Origin of the sequence: Pseudomonas sp. s4 (genome assembly GCF_046764235.1) — a bacterium.
Taxonomy (GTDB): Bacteria; Pseudomonadota; Gammaproteobacteria; order Pseudomonadales; family Pseudomonadaceae; genus Aquipseudomonas; species Aquipseudomonas asiatica.
The window spans coordinates 3,581,368-3,604,059 of the sequence record NZ_CP177209.1 but is presented as its reverse complement, the minus strand read 5'-3'; the positions used below and the strand labels follow the sequence as shown (position 1 = coordinate 3,604,059).

Sequence of the window (22,692 nt, the reverse complement as noted above, 5' to 3'; positions counted from 1 at the left end):
AAAGGTAAACCTCTGGTAAAGGCGCTTTGCTAAAACGATGCCAGTGCTTATCGTTCATTCTCCCCAAGCCGTCATTCCGAACAAGGTTCGTTCAACCCATGCAAGTGTCCAATTCCCGCTCCCCTCGTCGCTGGCTCGTCGGCCTGCTGATCCTGCTGCTGGTGGCTGCACTGGCCTGGTGGCTGTGGCCCGCAGCGACGCCTGCGCATAAAGAAGCCGGTGGCGGGCGCGGTGGCAAGGGCATGGGCATGATGGGCGGTCGCCCGGGCTTCGGCGGCTCCAGCGACCCGGTGCCGGTGCGCGTCGAGCCGGTGCGGGTGGGCGACTTCCCGCTGTACTACAAGGCCCTGGGCACAGTCACCGCCACCAACACCGTCAACGTGCGCAGCCGCGTGGCTGGCGAGCTGGTCAAGATCCACTTCAAGGAAGGCCAGCAGGTCAAGGCCGGCGACCTGCTCGCCGAAATCGACCCGCGCCCGTACCGCATTGCCCTGCAGCAGGCCGAGGGCACCCTGGCGCAGAACCAGGCGCAACTGAAGAACGCCCAGGTCGACCTGGCCCGCTATAAAGGCCTGTACGCCGAAGACAGCATCGCCAAGCAAACCCTCGACACCGCCGAAGCGCAGGTGGCACAGTTCCAGGGGCTGGTGAAGACCAACCAGGCGCAGGTCAATGACGCCCGCCTGAACCTGGACTTCACCCAGATCCGCGCGCCGATCAACGGCCGCGTAGGCCTGCGCCAGCTCGACCTGGGCAACCTGGTGGCGGCCAACGACACCACCGCGCTGGTGGTGATCACGCAGACCGAGCCGATCAGCGTTGCCTTCACCCTGCCGGAAACCGAGTTGAGCACCGTGCTGGAACGCTACCGCAGCGGCGCCAGTCTGCCGGTCGAGGCCTGGGACCGCAGTGACAGCAAGCTGCAGTCCACCGGCGTGCTGGGCAGCATCGACAACCAGATCGACACCACCACCGGCACCCTCAAGTTCAAGGGCCGCTTCGAGAACAAGGACCTGGCCCTGTTCCCCAACCAGTTCGTCAACGTGCGCCTGCTGGCCGACACCCTCAAGCAGGTGACCATGGCCCCGGCGGCGGCCATCCAGTTCGGCAATGACGGCTCCTTCGCCTATGTGGTCAATGACCAGAACACGGTCAACATCCGCAAGCTCAAGGTCGGCGCCAGCGACGGCGAGAACAGCGTCATTCTCGAGGGCCTCAAGGCCGGCGACCGCCTGGTGCTGGAAGGCACCGACCGCCTGCGCGAAGGCACCAAGGTGGAAGTTGTCGAAGACAGCTCGCAGGTGCCGACCACCCCGGGCCAGCACCTGCAAGGCCAGGAAGGCAAGGGTTCGGCAAGCACTGGCGATGTGCAGCCCGGTGAAGCACAGCCTGGTAGCGCAGCAGGCAAGGCGGGCGCATGAACCTCTCGCGTCTGTTCATCCTGCGGCCGGTTGCCACCACGCTGAGCATGCTGGCCATCGTCCTGGCCGGCCTGATCGCCTACAAGCTGTTGCCGGTTTCCGCGTTGCCGCAGGTGGATTACCCGACCATCCGGGTCATGACCCTGTACCCAGGCGCCAGCCCGCAGGTCATGACCAGCGCGGTTACCGCGCCGCTCGAACGTCAGTTCGGCCAGATGCCAGGCCTGGAGCAGATGGCCTCGACCAGCTCCGGCGGCGCCTCGGTGCTGACCTTGCGCTTCAACCTCGACATGAACATGGACGTTGCAGAGCAACAGGTGCAGGCCGCGATCAACGCCGCCAGCAACCTGCTGCCCAGCGACCTTCCGGCGCCGCCGGTGTACAACAAGGTCAACCCGGCCGACACCCCGGTGCTGACCCTGGCCATCTCCAGCAAGACCATGCCGCTGCCCAAGCTCAACGACCTGGTCGATACCCGTGTGGCACAGAAGCTCGCACAGATCAGCGGTGTTGGCATGGTCAGCATCGCCGGTGGCCAGCGCCAGGCGGTGCGGATCAAGGTCAACGTCGATGCCCTGGCCGCCAACGGCCTGAACCTGGAGGACGTACGCACCCTGATCGGCGCTTCCAACGTCAACCAGCCCAAGGGCAACTTCGACGGCCCGACCCGGGTGTCGATGCTCGACGCCAACGACCAGCTGCGTTCCCCTGAGGAATACGCCAACCTGATCCTGGCCTACAACAATGGCGCGCCTCTGCGTCTGAAGGATGTTGCAGAAATCGTCGACGGCGCCGAAAACGAGCGCCTGGCTGCCTGGGCCAACGAAAACCACGCCGTGCTGTTGAACATCCAGCGCCAGCCGGGCGCCAACGTCATCGAAGTGGTCGACCGCATCAAGGCCCTGCTGCCGTCGATCACCGACAACCTGCCGGCCGGCCTCGATGTGTCGGTGCTCACCGACCGCACCCAGACCATCCGCGCCGCGGTCAAGGACGTGCAGCACGAACTGCTGATCGCCATCGCCCTGGTGGTAATGGTCACGTTCGTCTTCCTGCGCCGTTTCAGCGCCACGCTCATCCCGTCGATCGCCGTACCGTTGTCGCTGATCGGCACCTTCGGCGTGATGTACCTGGCCGGTTTCTCGGTCAACAACCTGACCCTGATGGCCCTGACCATCGCCACCGGTTTCGTGGTCGACGACGCCATCGTCATGCTGGAGAACATCTCCCGGCACATCGAGGAGGGCGAGTCGCCCATGCAGGCGGCGCTCAAGGGCGCCCGGCAAATCGGCTTCACCCTGATCTCGCTGACCTTCTCGCTGATTGCGGTACTGATCCCGCTGCTGTTCATGGCCGATGTGGTCGGCCGCCTGTTCCGCGAGTTCGCCATCACCCTGGCGGTGGCCATCCTGATTTCCCTGGTGGTATCGCTGACCCTCACGCCGATGATGTGCGCGCGCCTGCTCAAGCGCGAGCCCAGGGAAGAGGAACAGGGCCGGTTCTACCGCGCCAGTGGCGCCTGGATCGACTGGCTGATCAGGCACTACGGTAGCGCCCTGCAGTGGGTGCTCAAGCGCCAGCCGTTGACGCTGCTGGTGGCCGTGGCCAGCCTGGCGCTCACCGTATTCCTGTACATGGTGGTGCCCAAGGGCTTCTTCCCGGTACAGGACACCGGGGTGATCCAGGGCATTTCCGAAGCGCCGCAGTCCACCTCGTTCGCCGCCATGAGCGAACGCCAGCAGGCGCTGAGCAAGGTGATCCTGCAGGACCCGGCGGTGCAGAGCCTGTCGTCCTACATTGGCGTCGATGGCGACAACGCCACGCTCAACAGCGGCCGCCTGCTGATCAACCTCAAACCCCATGGCGAGCGTGATGTCACTGCCAGCGAGGTGATCAACCGCCTGCAGCCACAAGTCGATCGGCTGGTGGGCATCCGCCTGTTCATGCAGCCGGTGCAGGACCTGAGCATCGAGGACCGGGTCAGCCGGACCCAGTACCAGTTCAGCCTCTCGTCGCCCGACGCCGACCTGCTGGCGCAGTGGAGCGGCAAGCTGGTGCAGGCGCTGCAGCAGCGCCCGGAACTGGCCGACGTGGCCAGCGACCTGCAGGACAAGGGCCTGCAGGTGTACCTGGTGATCGACCGCGACATGGCCGGGCGCCTGGGCATCAGCGTGTCGCAAATCACCAACGCCCTGTATGACGCCTTCGGCCAGCGTCAGATCTCGACCATCTACACCCAGGCCAGCCAGTACCGCGTGGTGCTGCAGTCGCAGGATGCGGCGGTGATCGGCCCGCAGGCGCTGGAGTCGATCCACGTCAAGGCCACCGATGGCGGCCAGGTGCGCCTGTCGGCGCTGGCACGCATCGAGCAGCGCCAGGCCCAGCTGGCCATTTCCCACATTGGCCAGTTCCCGGCGGTGACCTTGTCGTTCAACCTGGCCCACGGCGCTTCGCTGGGCAAGGCGGTGCAGGTGATCGAGCAGGTGCAGAAGGACATCGGCATGCCGCTGGGCGTGCAGACTCGCTTCCAGGGCGCGGCGGAGGCCTTCCAGGCATCGCTGTCGAGCACCTTGCTGTTGATCCTGGCGGCGGTGGTGACCATGTACATCGTGCTGGGCGTGCTGTACGAGAGCTACATCCACCCGGTGACCATCCTTTCGACCCTGCCGTCGGCAGCGGTCGGCGCCTTGCTGGCCTTGCTCATCAGCGGCAACGACCTGGGCATGATCGCCATCATCGGCATCATCCTGCTGATCGGCATCGTCAAGAAGAACGCGATCATGATGATCGACTTCGCCCTCGAGGCCGAGCGCCAGCAGGGCATGAGCCCGCGCGATGCCATCTACCAGGCGGCGCTGCTGCGCTTCCGGCCGATCCTGATGACTACCCTGGCCGCGCTGTTCGGCGCCGTGCCGCTGATGCTCGCCACCGGTTCCGGTGCCGAGCTGCGCCAGCCGCTGGGCCTGGTGATGGTCGGCGGGTTGCTGGTCAGCCAGGTGCTGACGCTGTTCACCACCCCGGTCATCTACCTGTACTTCGACCGCCTGGCCCGCCGCTGGCGCCCGGCCACTGACGTGAAGCAGGCCGAGGCATGAACCTGTCCGGTCCTTTCATCCGTCGCCCGGTTGCGACGATGCTGTTGAGCCTGGCGATCATGCTGCTGGGCGGGGTCAGCTTCGGTCTGCTGCCGGTGGCACCGCTGCCACAGATGGACTTCCCGGTAATCTTGGTGTCGGCCAACCTGTCAGGCGCCAGCCCGGAAGTGATGGCGTCCACCGTGGCCACGCCGCTGGAGCGCAAGCTGGGCAGCATTGCCGGCGTGACCACCCTGACCAGCAGCTCCAACCAGGGCTCCACACGGGTGATCATCGGCTTCGAGATGGGCCGCGACATCGACGGTGCGGCGCGCGAGGTGCAGGCGGCGATCAACGCCACCCGCAACCTGTTGCCCAGCGGTATGCGCAGCATGCCCACCTACAAGAAGATCAACCCGTCGCAGGCACCGATCATGGTGCTGTCGCTGACTTCGGACGTGCTGCAGAAGGGCCAGCTGTACGACCTGGCCGACACCATCCTGTCGCAGAGCCTGGCCCAGGTGCCCGGGGTAGGGGAGGTGCAGATCGGCGGCAGTTCGCTGCCGGCGGTGCGCATTGCTGTCGAGCCGCAATTGCTCAACCAGTACGGCCTGTCGCTGGATGAAGTACGTACTGCCGTGTCCAACGCCAACCAGCGCCGGCCGATGGGCTTTGTCGAGGACGCCGAGCGCAACTGGCAGGTGCGCGCCAATGACCAGCTGGAAAGCGCCAAGGACTACGAGCCTGTGGTGATCCGCCAGCAGAACGGCACCATCCTGCGCCTTTCCGACGTGGCGACCATCACCGACGGTGTCGAGAACCGCTACAACAGCGGCTTCTTCAATGACCAGAGCGCGGTGCTGCTGGTGGTCAACCGCCAGACAGGCGCCAACATCATTGAAACGGTCGACCAGATCAAGGCGCAGTTGCCGGCCCTGCAGTCGCTGCTGCCGGCCAGCGTGCAACTGAACGTGGCCATGGACCGTTCGCCAGTGATCAAGGCCACCCTCAAGGAAGCCGAGCACACCCTGCTGATCGCCGTGGTGCTGGTGATCCTGGTGGTCTACCTGTTCCTCGGCAGCCTGCGGGCGTCGCTGATCCCCAGCCTGGCGGTGCCGGTGTCACTGGTGGGCACTTTCGCGGTCATGTACCTGTGCGGGTTCTCGCTCAACAACCTGTCGCTGATGGCGCTGATCCTCGCCACCGGCCTGGTGGTGGACGATGCCATCGTGGTGCTGGAGAACATATCCCGGCACATCGAGGACGGCCAACCACCTATGAAAGCGGCCTTCCTGGGCGCCAAGGAAGTGGGTTTCACCTTGCTGTCGATGAACGTGTCGCTGGTGGCGGTATTCGTCTCCATCCTGTTCATGGGTGGCATCGTGCGCAACCTGTTCCAGGAGTTCTCCATCACCCTGGCGGCGGCGATCATCGTGTCGCTGGTGGTGTCGCTGACCCTCACGCCGATGCTGTGCGCCCGCTGGCTCAAACCGCACCAGGCCGAGCCGACACGTCTGCAGCGCTGGAGCGAACAGTTGCACCAGCGCATGGTCGATGCCTATGACCGCAGCCTGGGCTGGGCCTTGCGCCACAAACGCCTGACGCTGATCAGCCTGCTGGCCACCATCGGCATCAACATCGCCCTGTACGTGGTGGTGCCGAAGACGCTGATGCCGCAGCAGGATACCGGCCAGCTGATAGGCTTCATCCGTGGCGACGATGGCCTGTCGTTCAGCGTCATGCAACCGAAAATGGAAATCTACCGCCGCGCCTTGCTGGCCGACCCGGCAGTGCAGAGCGTTGCCGGCTTCATCGGTGGCAACAGCGGGACCAACAATGCCTTTGTGCTGGTGCGCCTGAAGCCGATCAGCGAGCGCAAGCTCGACGCCCAGAAGGTGATCGAACGCCTGCGCAAGGAAATGCCCAAGGTACCCGGCGGGCGCCTGTTCCTGATGGCCGACCAGGACCTGCAACTGGGCGGTGGTGGCCGTGACCAGACCTCTTCGCAGTACCTGTACTCCCTGCAGAGCGGAGACCTGGCGGCCCTGCGCGAATGGTTCCCGAAAGTGGTGGCGGCGCTGCGTGCACTGCCGCAACTGACTGCCATCGACGCCCGCGACGGTGCCGGCACCCAGCAGGTGACCCTGGTGGTCGACCGTGACCAGGCCAAGCGCCTGGGCATCGACATGGACATGGTCACCACGGTGCTGAACAACGCCTACAGCCAGCGGCAGATCTCCACCATCTACGACAGCCTCAACCAGTACCAGGTAGTGCTCGAGATCAACCCGAAGTACGCCTGGGACCCGAGCACCCTCGAGCAGGTACAGGTGATTACCGCCGACGGTGCCCGCGTACCGCTGTCGACCATCGCCCACTACGAGAACAGCCTGGCCAACGACCGGGTCAGCCACGAAGGCCAGTTCGCCGCCGAAAGCATCGCCTTCGACGTCGCCGAAGGCTACAGCCCCGACCAGGCCATGGCGGCGCTGGAGCGTGCGGTGGCCAAGCTGGGCTTGCCCGAGGAAGTGATTGCCAAGCTTGGTGGTACCGCCGATGCCTTCGCCAAGACCCAGGAAGGCCAGCCGCTGATGATCCTTGGCGCGCTGGTGCTGGTCTACCTGGTGTTGGGCATCCTCTACGAAAGCTACATTCACCCGCTGACCATCCTCTCGACACTGCCCTCGGCCGGCGTGGGTGCCTTGCTGGCGCTGTACGTCACCGGCGGCGAGTTCAGCCTGATCTCGCTGCTGGGGCTGTTCCTGCTGATCGGCGTGGTGAAGAAGAACGCCATCCTGATGATCGACCTGGCCTTGCAGCTGGAGCGCCACCAGGGCCTGACACCGGAAGAGTCGATCCGCCGGGCCTGCCTGCTGCGCCTGCGGCCGATCCTGATGACGACCCTGGCGGCCATCCTCGGTGCCTTGCCGCTGCTGCTGAGCCGCGCCGAAGGCGCGGAAATGCGCCAGCCTCTGGGCCTGACCATCATTGGCGGCCTGGTGTTCAGCCAGGTCCTCACCCTTTACACGACACCGGTGGTCTACCTGTACCTGGACCGCCTGCGTCACCGTTTCAACCGTTGGCGTGGCGTGCGCACCGACGCCGCCCTGGAAACCCCGCTATGACTTTTGCCCAGACCCCACTTCACCGTGCCCTGCAGACGCTGACCCGTGGGCGTGGCTCGCGCCTGCTCGGCGCCGGGTTGTGCGTCGCCTTGCTCAGCGCCTGCACCCTGAGCCCGGACTACCACCGCCCGGAACTGAGCAGCACGGCGCAGTTCAAGCACGCCGAAGGCTGGACCCAGGCCACGCCGTCCGATGCCATCGCCCGCGGCGCCTGGTGGGAAATCTACGGCGATGCCGGGCTCAATGCACTGGTCGAAGAGCTCAACCGCAGCAACCAGACCGTGGCCCAATCGGAGGCCCAGTACCGCCAGGCCCAGGCGCTGGTGCGCAGCAGCCGGGCGGCACTGTTCCCCAGCCTGGACCTGAGCGTCAGCAAGAACCGCTCGGCCCAGGGCACCGGTAGCTCCAGCTCGAGCCTGTCCAACAACAGCAGCGGCATTCGCAACACCTACAACGCCCAGCTCGGCGTCAGCTGGGAAATCGACCTGTGGGGCAAGCTGCGCGAGACCCTGAACGCCAACGAAGCCAGTGCCGAAGCCAGCCTGGCCGACCTGGCCTCGATCCGCCTCAGCCAGCAGTCGGAACTGGTGCAGAACTACCTGCAGTTGCGGGTGATCGACGAGCAGAAACGCCTGTTGGAAGCCACCGTGGCAGCGTATGAACGTTCCCTGCGGATGAACGAAAACCAGTATCGCGCTGGCGTCGCCGGCCCGGATGCAGTGGCCCAGGCGCGTACCCAGCTCAAGAGCACCCAGGCCGACCTGATCGACCTGGTCTGGCAGCGTGCACAGTTCGAGAACGCCATTGCCGTGTTGCTGGGCAAGACCCCGGCGGACTTCGCCCTGGCCGACAGCAAATCCATTCCGGCGCTGCCGCAAATTCCGGTGGCCTTGCCTTCGCAGTTGCTGGAGCGACGCCCGGACATCGCTGCGGCCGAGCGCAACGTGATGGCTGCCAACGCCAACATCGGCGTGTCGCGGGCGGCCTACTTCCCGGACCTGAGCCTGAGCATGAGTGGCGGTTACTCCAGCAGCAGCTTCAGCAACTGGATCGAACTGCCCAACCGCTACTGGTCGGTGGGCCCGCAACTGGCGCTGACCTTGTTCGACGCCGGCAAGCGCAGTGCCGAGGTGGACCGCACGGTGGCGGTGTATGACCAGACCGTGGCGCAGTACCGCCAGACCGTGCTCGACGGGTTCAAGGAAGTGGAAAACCTGCTGGTGCAGTTGAAGGTGTATGGCGATGAGGCGGTGGTGCGCCAGGAGGCACTGGATGCTGCCCGCGAGTCGCTGCGCCTGACCGAGAACCAGTACCGCGCCGGGCTGATCGGCTACCTGGATGTGGTCAACGTGCAGACCACGGCGCTGAGCAACGAGCGCAGTGTGTTGAACCTGCTGCAAGGGCGCCTGGTGGCCAGCGTGCAGCTGGTTGCTGCCCTGGGTGGTGGTTGGGATGCCGGGCAAGCCTTCGCCGAGCAGGATTGAAGCGACCCGCAGACGCGTACCTCTGTAGGAGCGGCCTTGTGTCGCGATCGGGCCGCAGAGCGGCCCCAGAACTTTGTGTACAAGCACAGATCGCTGGGGCCGCTTCGCAGCCCGATCGCGACACAAGGCCGCTCCTACAGCTACCGCGCATGCGTCCAGGCCCTCGCAGTCTTTGGATCCATTCCCATTCGCAAAAACCCCGTGCGTTTCGCCTGACCTTGAGTACAATCGTCAGCTTTTTCCGGGCCTCCCGCCCCGCTGGAACTCTCGATGCTGATCGGTAGCTACTCCTCTTCGCTGGTGTTGATTTCGCTGTGCGTGGCGATCCTGGCGTCCTATACCGCCCTTGACCTGACCGGCCGCATCGCCACGGCCAAAGGCCGGGCTGCCTGGCTGTGGATGGGGGGTGGCGCGCTGGCGATGGGCATCGGCGTATGGTCGATGCATTTCATCGGCATGCTCGCCTTCAGCCTGCCCATCGACCTGGGCTACGACCTTGCCCTGACCGCGTTCTCGCTGCTGATCGCCGTCTTGTCTTCAGGCTTTGCCTTGTGGCTGGTCAGCCAGCCGAGCCTGCCCTGGCTGCAGTTGGGGTTTGGTGCGCTGATCATGGGCACCGGCATTGCCTGCATGCACTACACCGGTATGGCCGCGCTGCGCATGCTGCCGGGCATCGACTATGACCCGACGCTGTTCGGGGCCTCGCTGCTGATTGCCGTGGCCGCCTCGGCAGCGGCGTTGTGGATCGCCTTCCGGCTGCGCGCGCATACTCCTTATGTGAGGCAGATTCGCGGCCTGGCGGCGGTGGTGATGGGCGTTGCCATCGTCGGCATGCACTACACCGGCATGGCCGCGGCGAATTTCCCCGAAGGCAGCTTCTGCGGTGCGCTGGCAGCGGGAGGCCTGCAAGGCGACGGCCTGGTCTACCTGGTGCTGATCACCACGCTGGCGGTACTGGCGGTGGCCTTGCTCACCTCGGTACTGGATGCCCGCCTGGAGGCACGCACCGCCGAGCTGGCCCGTTCGCTGACCCTGGCCAACCAGGAACTGACCCAGCTGGCCCTGCACGACACGCTCACCGACCTGCCCAACCGTACGTTGCTGGCCGACCGCATCGAGCAGGCCATTGCCAAGGTAGCGGAGCAGGGCGGCTGCTTTGCCCTGATGTTCATCGACCTGGACGGCTTCAAGCCAGTCAACGATGCCTTCGGCCACCACATCGGCGACTTGCTGCTCAAGGCCGTGGCGGCGCGCCTGCGCGGGCATCTGCACAGCCAGGACACGTTGGCGCGCATCGGCGGCGACGAATTCGTGCTGCTGGTGGAGCTGCGCGAGCCGAACGATGCCATGGATGTGGCGGTCAAGCAGGTCAACCTGGTGTCACGGCCATTCCGCGTGGCCGAGCATGACCTGCAGCTGACAGCGAGCCTGGGCATCGTCCTGTACCCGGGCAATGGCCTGGACCAGCATGAGCTGCTGCGCAATGCCGACGCTGCCATGTACCACGCCAAGAGCGCCGGCAAGAATGGCTACAGCTTCTTCGACGCGTCGATGAACAGCAACGCCCGCCAGCAACTGCAGCTACTGCAGGACCTGCGCCAGGCCCTGGAGCAGCGCCAGTTCCGCCTGCACTACCAGCCCAAGTTCGACGCCCAGAATTGCCAGCCGATCGGTGCCGAGGCCTTGCTGCGCTGGGAGCACCCTCAGCAGGGCCTGTTGCTGCCCGACCGTTTCATCGGCCTGGCGGAAAAGACCGGTCTGATCATCCCCATTGGCGAATGGGTGCTCATCGAGGCCTGCCGCCAGATGCGCCAGTGGCTGGACCAGGGGCACCACGGCTGGCGCATGGCGGTGAACCTGTCGGCCATCCAGTTCTGCCATGCCGGGCTGGTCGAGAGCGTGGCCCGGGCCCTGCAGCAGAACAGCCTGCCGGCCAACTGCCTGACCCTGGAAATTACCGAAACCACCGCCATGCACGACGCCGATGCCAGCCTGACGGTGCTGCAACGGTTGTCCGACATGGGCGTGGACCTGTCCATCGATGACTTTGGCACCGGTTATTCCAGCCTGATGTACCTCAAGCGCCTGCCGGCCAACGAGCTGAAGATCGACCGCGGTTTCGTGCGCGACCTGGAGCAGGACAGCGACGATGCGGCGATCGTTTCGGCTATCGTGGCGCTGGGCCAGGCGCTGGGCCTGCGCATCGTTGCTGAAGGGGTGGAGACTGACAGGCAGCAGGACTTCCTGACCCGCCTGGGCTGCGATTCGCTGCAAGGCTACCTGCTGGGCCAGCCGGTGCCGGCCGAGCAGTTCATGGGCAAGTTGCAGGCCATGCGCCAGGAAAGCACCGCAGCGGGCTAGACCGCGTCGCGCAAGGTGAAGGCGGGCATGAAGGTATCCATCTCCGCCTCGACGGCCTCGATGATGCGCTCTACGTCGGCGGCGGCCATGATTGCCGAGCAGGGAATGCCTGCGATCGCCAGCAGGGTTTCGCCGGTGGCGCGGTCGAACAGCCGCGCGACCATGCTGCGTGGCGCATCCATGCTGGCTTCGAAGCCCAGCGGGTGGAAATGCCAGCGCATCACCTGGCAGGCGTTGGGGAACGTCATCTTGTTCATGCCAGCCTCCTTGTCCGTACCTGGACGTGGTGAGCGGGTGGCCACATCGATGCGGCCGCCGGGAAGGTAACCATAGCACCTGTCACGCACTATTCTCGGCGGCCAATAAGACAAATTCACTGATGCATGACAGACGTCACAGCTTTGTCTTGGACGGCATTTTGCGCAGGCCCGCAAGGCAAACGTTTTCCTGGCATGTTGACGGCAGATAACCCGCCAGGTGCTGCCAATTTGATCGAATTTGCCGCGCGATGTTTTCGGACGAGCGGTGTGATCAGCCGAGCAACCCGGCAGCGATGTTGATGGTGAATCCCAGGATCGCCGTGTTGAATACGAACCCCACTAGTGAATGTGCCAGCACTACCCGCCGCAACTCCCGCCCGGCGATGCCCACGTCGGAGGTTTGTACCGCCACGCTGATGGTGAACGAGAAGTAGTGGAAGTCCCAGTAATCGGGGTTGCGTTCGCCATCGGCGAAGCGCAGCGGCGGTTCGTGGTTTTGTCCGGTATAGAACAGCCGCGCATAGTGCAGGCTGAAAATGCAGCCGATCAACAGCCAGGAGCCGGCCACGGTCAGGCCGGTGTAGAGGTAGTGCACGACCAGCGCCGTGCCTTGCAGGCCACGGCTGGACACCAGTTGCAGGGTGACGGCGGCGAGGCTGGCGATGGCGGCGATGCACACGGTGAGCAGGACCAGGCCGGCGTTTTCGTCTTCGACGCGGGCGACCTTGCGTACCTTTTCCGCATTGGCGCTCAAGGTCAGGTAGAGCACCAGCAGCAGGTATAGCCATACGCCAAGGTTCCAACCGGCGAGGATGTGCTGCACGCTGTCGCTGGCGGGGATCAGCCAGGCGCCGAGCAGGCCGACCAAAGTGGCGATGCTCAGGCGCGGGTGGGTGTGGGTCAGGCGGTAGAAAGCCATGGGGTCTCTTTTGCGGGGTGCATGGTTTCTACTCTAGACCGTCATGAGGCAGATGAGCGGCATGCGCGGTCCATGTAGGAGCGGCCTTGTGCCGCGAAAGGGCCGCAAAGCGGCCCCGACAATTCCTGGAGGTGCGAAGATCCTGGGGGCGCTTCGCACCCCTATCGCGACACAAGGCCGCTCCTACAAAAAGCGGGCTACGTGGCCTGATGTTTCTTTGCTGCCGCCCATCGCGCGGCATTGCAACTCTCAGTACACTGCACGCTCCAACACCAACATCCGTTGAACTCGAGGTTTCTGCATGACGCTCAGTCCTTTGGCAGGCAAGCCGGCTCCGGCCAGCGTGCTGGTCGATATTCCCCGACTGCTCACCGCCTACTACACCGGCCGCCCCGACGCTGCCGTGGCGGCCCAGCGGGTGGCCTTCGGCACCTCGGGGCACCGTGGCACTTCGCTTGAATTGAGCTTCAACGAGTACCACGTCCTGGCCATTACCCAGGCCATCTGCCTGTATCGCCAGGAGAAGGGCATCGATGGCCCGCTGTTCATCGGCGCCGACACCCACGCACTGTCGGCACCGGCTACCGCCAGCGCCCTGGAAGTGCTGGCTGCCAATGGCGTGCAGGTAATGCTGTCCAAGGACGACGAATACACGCCAACACCAGCGGTTTCCCATGCCATCCTCTGCCATAACCGTGGCCGCGAGCAGGGCCTGGCCGACGGCATCGTCATCACCCCGTCGCACAACCCGCCGCAAAGCGGTGGCTTCAAATACAACCCGCCCAATGGCGGCCCGGCCGACAGTGACGTGACCAAGTGGATCGAGGCCAAGGCCAACGAACTGCTGGCTGCTGACCTGGCGGGCGTCAAGCGCATGGACCATGCCCAGGCGCTGCAGGCATCCACCACCCAGCGTCACGACTACGTGAGCAACTACGTGGCCGACCTGGAAAACGTCATCGACTTCGACGTCATCCGCGCTGCCAAGCTGCGCCTGGGCGTCGACCCGCTGGGCGGGGCAGGGGTGCGCTACTGGTCGGCGATCGCCAAGCATTACCAGCTCGACCTGGAAGTGGTGAACACCGAGGTCGACCCGACCTTCCGCTTCATGACTGTCGACTGGGACGGCCAGATCCGCATGGACCCGTCTTCGCCCTATGCCATGCAGGGCCTGATCGGCCTGCGCGAACGCTTCGACGTGGCCTTCGCCTGCGACCCGGACCACGATCGCCATGGCATCGTCACCCCCGATGGCCTGCTGCAGCCGAACAACTACCTGGCCGTGGCCATCGACTACCTGTACCGCCACCGCCCGCAATGGCGCAGCGATGCCGCCGTCGGCAAGACCGTGGTGTCCAGTGGCCTGATCGATCGCGTCACCCAGCGCCTGGGCCGTGAACTGTACGAAGTACCGGTGGGCTTCAAGTTCTTCGCCCAGGGCCTGTTCGACGGCACGCTGGGCTTTGGTGGCGAGGAAAGTGCGGGGGCTTCGTTCCTGCGCCGCGATGGCTCGGTCTGGGCCACCGACAAGGACGGGCTGATCCCGGCCTTGCTGGCTGCCGAGATGACCGCCCGCACCGGGCGCAACCCGAGCCAGGCCTACGCCGACCTGACCGAGGCGCTGGGCAAGCCGTTCGCCACCCGTGTCGAAGCCAAGGCCGATGCCCGGCAGAAGGCTTTGCTGAGCAAGCTGGCGCCGGAGCAGGTGAAGTCGACCGAGCTGGCGGGTGAGCCGATCGTGCAGATCCTCAGCCATGCGCCGGGCAACGGCCAGGCGATCGGCGGGCTGAAGGTGATGACCGCCAATGGCTGGTTCGCCGCACGCCCGTCGGGCACCGAGGATATCTACAAGATCTACGCCGAAAGCTTCATCGACGAGGCGCACCTGCAGCGCCTGGTGCAGGAAGCGCAAGTGCTGGTGGATGCGGCGATTGCCTGACTGGTAACAAACCGCTTGGTTCTGTGGTGCGCTGTAAATTAGAATTAATCTTATTTACACCACCGCAGGGCCTTCCCCATGATCGACGCCGCGCCGCCACCGGAGCATAGCCTGCCTGCCCTGTACCGGGAACACCGCGGCTGGCTGGAAACCTGGCTGCGGCGGCGCATGGGCAATGCCTGGGATGCCGCCGACCTCAGCCAGGATACCTTCCTGCGTATCCTGGCCAGCGCCCAGCCGCTGGCAGACATTCGCGAACCGCGTGCCTACCTGCTGACCGTGGGCAAGCGCCTGCTGAGCAACTTCCACCAGCGGCGTAGCCTGGAACAAGCCTACCTCGATGCACTGGCGCAGTTGCCCGAGCAGCATGTGCCCTCGCCAGAGCAGCGTTGGGTACTGCTGGAAACCCTGCAAGCCCTCGACGAGTTGCTCGACGGCCTCAAGGTGCCGGTACGCAAGGCCTTTCTCTGGAGCCAGCTGGAGGGCCTGGGCTATGCCGAGATCGGCAAGCGCCTGGGCGTTTGCGAGCGCTCGGTCAAACGCTACATGGCGCAGGCCTACGAGCATTGCCTGCTGGCCGAACTGCAATGACCAGCCATTCCCCCGAAACCCGCGAGGCACTGCAGGCCGCCGCGCGCTGGCTGGCACTGGTGGACTCTGGCGCTGCCAGCGAGGGTGACCTGCAGCGCCTGGAACAATGGCGCACCAGCAGCACCTTGCACGAACACGCCTGGCAAAAGGCACTGCTGTTGCGCCAGCGCTTTTCCGCGCTACCCGGCGCATTGGCCATGGCCACCCTGGACCGCCCGGATAGCGGCCGTCGGGCGCTGCTCAAGCAGGCCCTGGGCGTGGCTGCATTGTTGCCGGCGGCCTGGCTGGCAAGCCGCGAACTGCCGCTGGAGGCCTGGGCCGCCGACATGCGCACCGCAGTCGGGGAGCGCCGGCAGGTGCTGCTGAGCGATGGTACATTCGTGCAGTTGAACACCGACAGTGCGGTGGATATCGACCTGGGCGCGCGTCGCCTGACATTGCTGCGTGGCGAAGTGGCAGTCAGGTTGCCCGGCAACCTGAGCCTGACGTTGCAGGTGCCCTATGGCCAGGTCGCGCTGGATGCTGGTGAGGTGTGCTTGCGCCTGGTCGATCAGGCTTGCCGGGTATCGGTGCTCAAGGGCACGGCCAACCTGCAGCCGCGGCAAGGCCCGGCGCTGCTGCTGCAGGCCGGGCAGCAGGCCAGCCTGCAAGTGGCCGGGGTTGGCCCTGTCACCGGCCTGGACGCATGGCTGCTGGGCTGGCGCGAAGGGGTACTGCGGCTGGAGGATCGCCCCTTGGGCGAGCTGCTGCACGAGCTGCGCAGGTACCGCCCCGGCGTGCTGCGCTGGGCGCCCGAACTGGAGGCCCTGCGCGTGACCGGTACGTTCCGCCTCGACGACACCGACCGGGTGCTGGCCTTGCTCGCCGCCAGCCTGCCGTTGCAGGTGCACACGCGCACGCGTTACTGGGTGAGCCTGGCCGCGCGGGAAAATCGCGCATGAGGCTGTCCCCTTTTTTTCGCTCACCGGTCATTACCGGTAGGAGCAAATAAAGGGGAGCCTTGTTCAATGCCTGTTGTCATGTCCAGCCGCCTGCGTCCACTGGCGCGTGCGGCACATCCGTTGTTCGCCATGAGCCTGTTGTTGTGTACACCGGCCTGGGCCGATGAACCTGCCCGGCGCAGCTATCAGGTGCCAGCCGCCAGCCTGGGTGCGGCACTTACCCAGTTTGCCGACCAGGCCGGGGTCAGCCTGTCGCTGGACCCGGCGCTGGTCAACGGCCGGCAGAGCAATGGCCTGTCCGGCAGCTACAGCGTCGACGAAGGCTTCACCCAGCTGCTACGCGGCAGCGGCCTGCAGTTGCTGCCGGTGGGCGAGGGCGCTTTCACATTGATGCCGGCACCCCAGGCGGGTGGTGCGCTTGAAATCGCCCCGACCAGCATCGTCGGTGGCCTGGCCGCAGGCAACGAAACGCAACCTTATGCCGGTGGCCAGGTGGCCCGTCAGGGTTCACAGGGCCTGCTCGGCACGCGCGACTTCATGGAAACCCCGTTCAGCATCACCAGCTACACCAGCGAACTGGTGAAGAACCAGCAGGCGCGAACCTTGGGCGAGCTGATCGCCAGCGACCCATCGGTACGCGCCACCAACCCGGCGGGTGGGCGCTTCGAGCAGTTCACCATTCGCGGCTTCAGCCTGTTCAACAGTGATGTGGCCTACAACGGCCTGTACGGCATCCTGCCGACCTACTCGATCGACATGGAAATGGCTGACCGGGTCGACATCATCAAAGGCCCCAGCCAGCTGATCAACGGCATTTCGCCGCGAGGCAGTGTCGGCGGCGGCATCAATGTGCAGCCCAAGCGAGCCGGCGACCAGCCGCTCACCGAGTTTACCGGCAGCTATGCCTCGGCCGGCCAGGCAGGCGGTGCGGTGGACGTTGGTCGGCGCTTTGGCGAAGGCCAGCAGTTCGGCGTGCGCTTCAATGGCGTGAAACAGGCGGGCGATACCGAATGGGACCACCAGCGAGTCGAACGTGAAATGGCGGTGTTGGGCCTGGACTTTCGTGGCGAGCGCCTGCGGCTTTCGGCGGACCTTGGCCATACCGAGCGCGATACCGATGCACCGCAGGAGCGGGTGCTGGTCGGTGCCAATGCCAAGGTGCCGGATGCCAACGACGTACGCCACAATTACGCCCAGGCCTGGAGCAAGGCGCGCACCAACGACACCTTCGGTGCGCTGCATGCCGAGTACGATATCAGCGAGTCGCTGCTGGCCTATGGCGCGGTCGGCGCGCGCAAGAGCAACCATGACTTCCTGCGCCACAACGTGTCGATCAGCAACGATGCCGGCGACTTCACCGTGCAGCCGCGCGACTTCACCCGGGATGAAACCGTGCGTACCGCCATGGCCGGCGTGCGCAACTGGTTCCATACCGGGCCGGTCAGCCACGAGCTGAACCTGGCCGCCACCTACTTCTACATGGACTTCACCAACGGCGGCGCCCGCTATGCCTCGGCGCCCAGCAACCTCTACCACCCGGTGGCCACGCCGACACCGGGCACGCCAACCCGCATCGATCCTGAGGTGTACACGGAAAACCGCTTTTCCGGCGTGGCCCTGGCCGACACCCTGGGCTTCTTCGACGACCGCCTGCTGCTGACCCTTGGGGCGCGCTGGCAGCGGGTGCAGGTGGATGACTGGAGCGACGGCATCAAGGGGGATACCGCCTACGATGAAGAGAAGGTGTCGCCCTCGGGCGGCGTGCTGCTCAAGGTTACCGACCAGCTGTCGTTGTATGCCAACTACATGGAGGGCCTGAGCCAGGGCAAGATTGCGCCGTCGACATCGGTCAACGAAGACCAGATCTTCCCGCCGTTCACCAGCCGCCAGGTCGAGGTGGGGGCCAAGTACGACCTGGGCAAGGTCGCCTTTACCGCCAGTGCCTTCCGCATCCGCCAGCCCGCCTATGAAACCAACCCCATATCGCGGGTGTTCGGCCCCAATGGCAAGCGCGACAACCGCGGTATCGAACTGAGCGTGTTCGGCGAGCCCGTGCAAGGCGTGCGTGTGCTGGGCGGGGTGATGTATATCGACAGCGAACTGACCGACACCATCGGTGGCGCCTACGATGGCAACCGCGCGCCGGCCACGCCCGAGTACAACGTCAACCTCGGCGCAGAATGGGATGTGCCTGGGGTGAACGGCCTGACCCTGACGGCGCGGGGCATCCACTCGAGCTCGCAGTACCTGGACCAGAACAACAGCAAGCAGATCGAAGGCTGGGAGCGTTACGACGTGGGTGCGCGTTATGCGTTCAAGGTGAATTCCGCCCAGGTTACCTTGCGTGCCAGTGTCGAGAACGTGCTGGACGACCGCTACTGGAGTTCGGCCGGGGCCTCGGATGACAGCGAGCCGGGGCTGACGCTGTCTACGCCGCGTACCTACCTGCTGTCGGCGACAGTGGGTTTCTAGCCCATTTTAAAAGTGGGTGCGTTCCGTTGCGCATCAATCCTGGGGCCGCGTTGCGGCCCTTTCGCGACACAAGGCCGCTCCTACAGGTTGAACCGATCGGTCAGACCGAATCAGGCACCACGGCGATCACATCGATCTCCATCAGCCACTCGGCCTGGGCCAACCCGGCCACCACTAGCCCGGTGGAAATCGGGAACACGCCCTTGAGCCACTTGCCTACCTCCTTGTACACCGGCTCGCGGAAGCGCGGGTCGGTGATGTAGGTGGTGGTCTTGACGATGTGCGACAGGTCCGAGCCGGCTTCTTCGAGCAGTTGCTTGACGTTCTTCATTGCCTGTTCGGCCTGCGCCCGTGGGTCACCCAGGCCCACCAGGTTGCCTTCGAAGTCGGTGCCGACCTGGCCGCGCACGTAGATGGTGTTGCCGGCGCGCACCGCCTGGCACAGGTCGTTGTCCAGGGTCTGGTTGGGGTAGGTGGCCTTGGTGTTGAACATGCGGATGCGGGTATGAGTAGGCATCAGTGGGCTCCGAGGGTGCTGACGTTGCTGATCTTGGGTTGCTGCTGCTCATCCGCTGCGCGTTGTTCGCGGTCGCGGTAGGCGGCATAGGTGCGTTGCGTGGCGATGTGGCCGGCGACGTGCTTGGCGTCGTGCCACACGCCCCAGATGAACGACGAGCCACGACGCGACAGCCACGGCAGGCCAAGGAAGTACACACCCGGCTCGCGGGCCACGCCGCGTTGGTGCTGGGGCTTGCCGTTGGCGTCGAAGGTGTCTACCTGCAGCCAGCTGAAGTCGACACCGTAACCGGTGGCCCAGATGATGCTGGTGACGCCGGCCTTGGCCAGGTCCAGTTGCTGCAGCGGGTTGCGCATGCACTCAGGGTCGGCCAGGCGTTTGCGGGCTTCGGGCTCTTCCGGCAGGTCCAGGCCGTTGCGTTCGATGTAGGCATCGGCGGCATCCAGCAGGGCCAGGTAGTTTTCGTCGCCGCGGTTGATGTTCTCGACCAGGTTGTCCTGGAAGCGCGCCACGCCGTTCTCGAACGACTGGGTCAGGCCGACCAGGGTCATGCCCTGGTGGGCGAGGGCGCGGAAGTCCACGGTGTGGCCGCCACGGGCGCCACTGACGGCAATGGTCACGTGCTCGCGGCCAGGCTTGGCGATTTCCGCATCCCACTCACCCAGCACGCCCAGCCACCAGCAGAAGTCGCGGTTGCGGTAAGCGCGTGGCGGGCGATCGTGGGCGCCGACCGAGAGGTACACCTGGCGCCCGGCACGCATCAGTTCTTCGGCGATCTGCACGCCGGAGGAGCCGGCGCCGACCACCAGCACAGCGCCTTCTGGCAACTGCTCGGGGTTGTAATAGGCCGCGGAGTGGATCTGGTGCAGGTTGCTGTCTTTCGGCGCGATGGCCGGGATTACCGGTTTCTGGAACGGGCCGGTGGCGGCGACCACGCGGTTGGCGCGAATCACGCCTTCATTGGTTTCGATGGTAAAACCGGGGCGGTCGCTGTTGCGCAGCACTTTCTTCACTTCGATGCCGGTGCGTACGGGCAGGTTGTACTTGCGTACGTACTGCTCGAAGTAGTCGGCCACCTGGTCCTTGCCGGCGAAGGCGTCGGCGTCGAGGTTGAATTCCAGCCCCGGGAAGCGGTCGTGCCAGACCGGGCCGTTGGCCACCAGCGAGTCCCAGCGACCGGTGCGCCAGGCCTCGGCGATACGCTTGCGCTCCAGCACCAGGTGCGGCACGCCAAGCTTGCTCAGGTGTTCGCTCATGGCCACGCCGGCCTGGCCGGCGCCGACGACGAGGGTGTCGATTTCGAGGTTGTTCAGTGTCATGTCCGAGCCCTTGTTCAGGCGGTTTTTGTCAGGTCGGTTTGGAGGACCGCCGTTGCCTGGGGCCAGACTAGGGATGCCGTGGAAATGGCGAAAATAGTATTTAGCTGGGGCTTGCCGATAAAACGGCGAAGGCCCTGGATTCTGTGGCTTGCGAGTTGGACGCCAAGGGACCGCGCGCGCTGTGCCGACAGGAATAATTGGCCCGAAACAGATGTAGGAGCAGCCTTGTGCTGCGAAGCGCCGCGCGGGCGGCGCTCGATCTCAGCCAGAGCAAAGTTTTTTCCTGCCTAACCCCTCGGAAAAAGGTCGTTTCGCCGGCCGAAAGGTTCAACCCAGAATGCCGTGTATCGCACAGCACAACAGGAACCATGACATGACTTTTTCCATCATCGGTCGTTGCCAGGAAACCGGCCAGGTCGGTATCGCCATCAGCTCTTCGAGCATCGCCGTGGGCGCCCGCTGCCCGTGGGTACGTGCCGGTGTGGGCGCGGTCGCCACCCAGAACATCACCTTGCCAGCGCTGGGCCCGCAGATTCTCGATGCCCTGGAACAGGGCCAGTTGCCGCCTGCCGCTGCGCTGGACCGGGTGCTGAGCGCCAACGGCTGGAGCGAGTATCGCCAGCTCACGGTGATCGACAGCCATGGCCAGGTCGCGCTGTTCACTGGCAAGGAAGCCCTGGGCACCCACCACGCCGTGGCCGGTGAACAATGTGCGGCGGCAGGCAACCTGTTGGCCTCGACCCAGGTGATCGAGGCGATGGTGCAGGCCTTTGAACAAGCCGGCGGGCATCTGGCCGACCGCCTGCTGGCGGCCATGCACGCGGCGATGGCCGCAGGTGGCGAGGCGGGGCCTGTGCACTCGGCGGCGTTGAAGATTGCCGGCGAACTGACCTGGCCACTGGTTGACCTGCGTGTGGACTGGGCCGAAGCAGACCCGATCGGTGTGCTCGATGGCCTGTGGCAGGCATATCGGCCGCAGATGCAGGACTACGTCACCCGCGCCCTCAACCCGACTGCCGCGCCAAGCTACGGGGTGCCGGGCGATGAGTGAATTTGCCAGTCGCGCGCTGCTGGCCAGGCTGATCGGCTTTGCCACGGTCAGCCGGGATTCCAATCTCGAACTGATCAGCTTCATCCGCGACTACCTGGCCGAGCTGGGGGTGGAAAGCGAACTGTTCCATAACCCGGAAGGTACCAAGGCCAACCTGTTCGCCACCATCGGCCCCCGGGATGTTGGCGGCGTGGTGTTGTCCGGGCATACCGATGTGGTGCCGGTGGACGGCCAGGCCTGGACAGTCGAGCCGTTTGCCCTGAGTGAACGCGACGGGCGCCTGTACGGCCGCGGCACGGCCGACATGAAGGGTTTCATCGCTTCGGTGCTGGCGGCTGTACCCGCGTTTCTCGCCCAGCCGTTGCGCATGCCGGTGCACCTGGCGTTCTCCTACGACGAGGAAGTCGGCTGCCTGGGGGTGCGCTCGATGCTGGCCGCGCTCGAGCAGCGCCCGCACAAGCCACGGTTGTGCCTGATTGGCGAACCCACCGAACTCAAGCCGGTGCTGGGGCACAAGGGCAAGCTGGCGATGCGTTGCCAGGTACATGGCGCGGCCTGCCACTCGGCGTACGCGCCGTATGGGGTGAATGCCATCGAGTATGCGGCGAAGCTGATCGGCAAGCTGGGTGATATCGGTGATGCCCTGGCGTTGCCGGAGCATCACGACGAGCGCTTCGACCCACCGTTCTCCACTGTGCAGACCGGTGTGATCAAAGGGGGCAGGGCGCTGAACATCGTGCCGGCGGAATGCGAATTCGATTTCGAAGTGCGGGCCTTGCCTGGGTTCGAGGCGCAGGCAGTGGCCGACCAGTTGCAAACCTATGCCGAGGCCGAACTGCTGCCGCGCATGCGCAAGGTCAATGCCGCCAGCGCCATTCGCCTGCAGCCGTTGAGTGCATATCCGGGGCTGGCCACGCCAGCGGATAGCGAGGCGGCTCGCCTGGTGGCGTTGCTCAGTGGTTCGGATGAGTTCGGTACCGTGGCGTTTGGTACCGAAGGTGGGCTGTTCGACCAGGCGGGCATCCCGACTGTGGTGTGCGGGCCTGGGAGCATGAACCAGGGGCACAAGCCGGATGAGTTCGTCAGTGTCGAGCAGTTGCGGGGGTGTGATGCCATGTTGCTGAGGTTGGTGGATTACCTCAGGCAGGGTTGATTGCGCTGGCCTCTTCGCGGGCACGCCCGCTCCCACAGGTACAGCACCGCCAGGCCAGCCGGTGA

The 22,692-nt window shown here is 65.2% G+C and carries 15 protein-coding genes; 11 read left to right on the top strand and 4 right to left on the bottom strand.

Annotation, left to right across the window (positions count from 1 at the left end; all coding sequences use genetic code 11):
- The first annotated feature begins 98 nt into the window (after nt 1-98).
- The 5 genes from ACK56M_RS16740 (at nt 99) to ACK56M_RS16720 (ending at nt 11,465) form a co-directional block, all read left to right on the top strand.
- Nucleotides 99-1,421, top strand: a complete 1,323-nt coding sequence (locus tag ACK56M_RS16740; protein WP_015270688.1) for an MdtA/MuxA family multidrug efflux RND transporter periplasmic adaptor subunit — start codon at nt 99-101, stop codon at nt 1,419-1,421.
- Nucleotides 1,418-4,516 (top strand): MdtB/MuxB family multidrug efflux RND transporter permease subunit, encoded by a 3,099-nt coding sequence (locus tag ACK56M_RS16735; protein ID WP_411958799.1) that lies wholly within the window; start codon nt 1,418-1,420, stop codon nt 4,514-4,516. The genes ACK56M_RS16740 and ACK56M_RS16735 overlap by 4 nt, the downstream gene beginning before the upstream one ends.
- Complete coding sequence (locus tag ACK56M_RS16730) at nt 4,513-7,620, top strand: efflux RND transporter permease subunit (protein ID WP_411958798.1); 3,108 nt, start codon at nt 4,513-4,515, stop codon at nt 7,618-7,620. The genes ACK56M_RS16735 and ACK56M_RS16730 overlap by 4 nt, the downstream gene beginning before the upstream one ends.
- Nucleotides 7,617-9,104 carry an efflux transporter outer membrane subunit gene (locus ACK56M_RS16725; protein WP_100413477.1) on the top strand — a complete coding sequence of 496 codons (1,488 nt, stop codon included), beginning with the start codon at nt 7,617-7,619 and terminating at the stop codon, nt 9,102-9,104. The genes ACK56M_RS16730 and ACK56M_RS16725 overlap by 4 nt, the downstream gene beginning before the upstream one ends.
- Before the next feature lie 270 nt (nt 9,105-9,374).
- Nucleotides 9,375-11,465 (top strand): putative bifunctional diguanylate cyclase/phosphodiesterase, encoded by a 2,091-nt coding sequence (locus ACK56M_RS16720; RefSeq protein WP_100413478.1) that lies wholly within the window; start codon nt 9,375-9,377, stop codon nt 11,463-11,465.
- Here ACK56M_RS16720 and ACK56M_RS16715 read toward each other — a convergent pair.
- Both ACK56M_RS16715 and ACK56M_RS16710 read right to left on the bottom strand, forming a co-directional pair.
- Nucleotides 11,462-11,722, bottom strand: a complete 261-nt coding sequence (locus ACK56M_RS16715) for a DUF1652 domain-containing protein (protein WP_013972974.1) — start codon at nt 11,720-11,722, stop codon at nt 11,462-11,464. The two genes, ACK56M_RS16720 and ACK56M_RS16715, sit on opposite strands and share 4 nt — an antisense overlap.
- A 274-nt stretch (nt 11,723-11,996) precedes the next feature.
- Entirely contained in the window at nt 11,997-12,644 is a 648-nt protein-coding gene (locus ACK56M_RS16710; protein WP_280168203.1) for a DUF1345 domain-containing protein, read from the bottom strand.
- Nucleotides 12,645-12,945: 301 nt separating this feature from the next.
- On the opposite strand from ACK56M_RS16710, the gene pgm reads away from it, so the two are divergent.
- From pgm to ACK56M_RS16690, 4 genes are all read left to right on the top strand, one after another.
- Nucleotides 12,946-14,583 carry a phosphoglucomutase (alpha-D-glucose-1,6-bisphosphate-dependent) gene (gene pgm, locus ACK56M_RS16705; RefSeq protein ID WP_015270683.1) on the top strand — a complete coding sequence of 546 codons (1,638 nt, stop codon included), beginning with the start codon at nt 12,946-12,948 and terminating at the stop codon, nt 14,581-14,583.
- Between the two features lie 78 nt (nt 14,584-14,661).
- Nucleotides 14,662-15,174: a sigma-70 family RNA polymerase sigma factor gene (locus tag ACK56M_RS16700; RefSeq protein WP_015270682.1), complete on the top strand. Its 513-nt coding sequence runs from the start codon at nt 14,662-14,664 to the stop codon at nt 15,172-15,174.
- Nucleotides 15,171-16,115, top strand: a complete 945-nt coding sequence (locus ACK56M_RS16695; RefSeq protein WP_024087280.1) for a FecR domain-containing protein — start codon at nt 15,171-15,173, stop codon at nt 16,113-16,115. Before ACK56M_RS16700 ends, ACK56M_RS16695 begins: the two co-directional genes overlap by 4 nt.
- A 66-nt stretch (nt 16,116-16,181) precedes the next feature.
- On the top strand, nt 16,182-18,587 hold the full coding sequence (locus tag ACK56M_RS16690) for a TonB-dependent siderophore receptor (RefSeq protein WP_411958797.1): 2,406 nt from the start codon (nt 16,182-16,184) through the stop codon (nt 18,585-18,587).
- 100 nt (nt 18,588-18,687) lie between these two features.
- Here the strand turns inward: ACK56M_RS16690 and ACK56M_RS16685 are convergent, their stop codons facing one another.
- Together ACK56M_RS16685 and ACK56M_RS16680 are read right to left on the bottom strand one after the other, a co-directional pair.
- On the bottom strand, nt 18,688-19,104 hold the full coding sequence (locus ACK56M_RS16685; protein WP_015270679.1) for a RidA family protein: 417 nt from the start codon (nt 19,102-19,104) through the stop codon (nt 18,688-18,690).
- Complete coding sequence (locus ACK56M_RS16680) at nt 19,104-20,423, bottom strand: flavin-containing monooxygenase (RefSeq protein ID WP_015270678.1); 1,320 nt, start codon at nt 20,421-20,423, stop codon at nt 19,104-19,106. Before ACK56M_RS16680 ends, ACK56M_RS16685 begins: the two co-directional genes overlap by 1 nt.
- 373 nt (nt 20,424-20,796) lie before the next feature.
- On the opposite strand from ACK56M_RS16680, the gene ACK56M_RS16675 reads away from it, so the two are divergent.
- Both ACK56M_RS16675 and argE read left to right on the top strand, forming a co-directional pair.
- Complete coding sequence (locus ACK56M_RS16675; protein ID WP_013972966.1) at nt 20,797-21,474, top strand: DUF1028 domain-containing protein; 678 nt, start codon at nt 20,797-20,799, stop codon at nt 21,472-21,474.
- Nucleotides 21,467-22,627, top strand: a complete 1,161-nt coding sequence (argE, locus tag ACK56M_RS16670) for an acetylornithine deacetylase (protein WP_015270676.1) — start codon at nt 21,467-21,469, stop codon at nt 22,625-22,627. Before ACK56M_RS16675 ends, argE begins: the two co-directional genes overlap by 8 nt.
- Nucleotides 22,628-22,692: the final 65 nt, after the last annotated feature.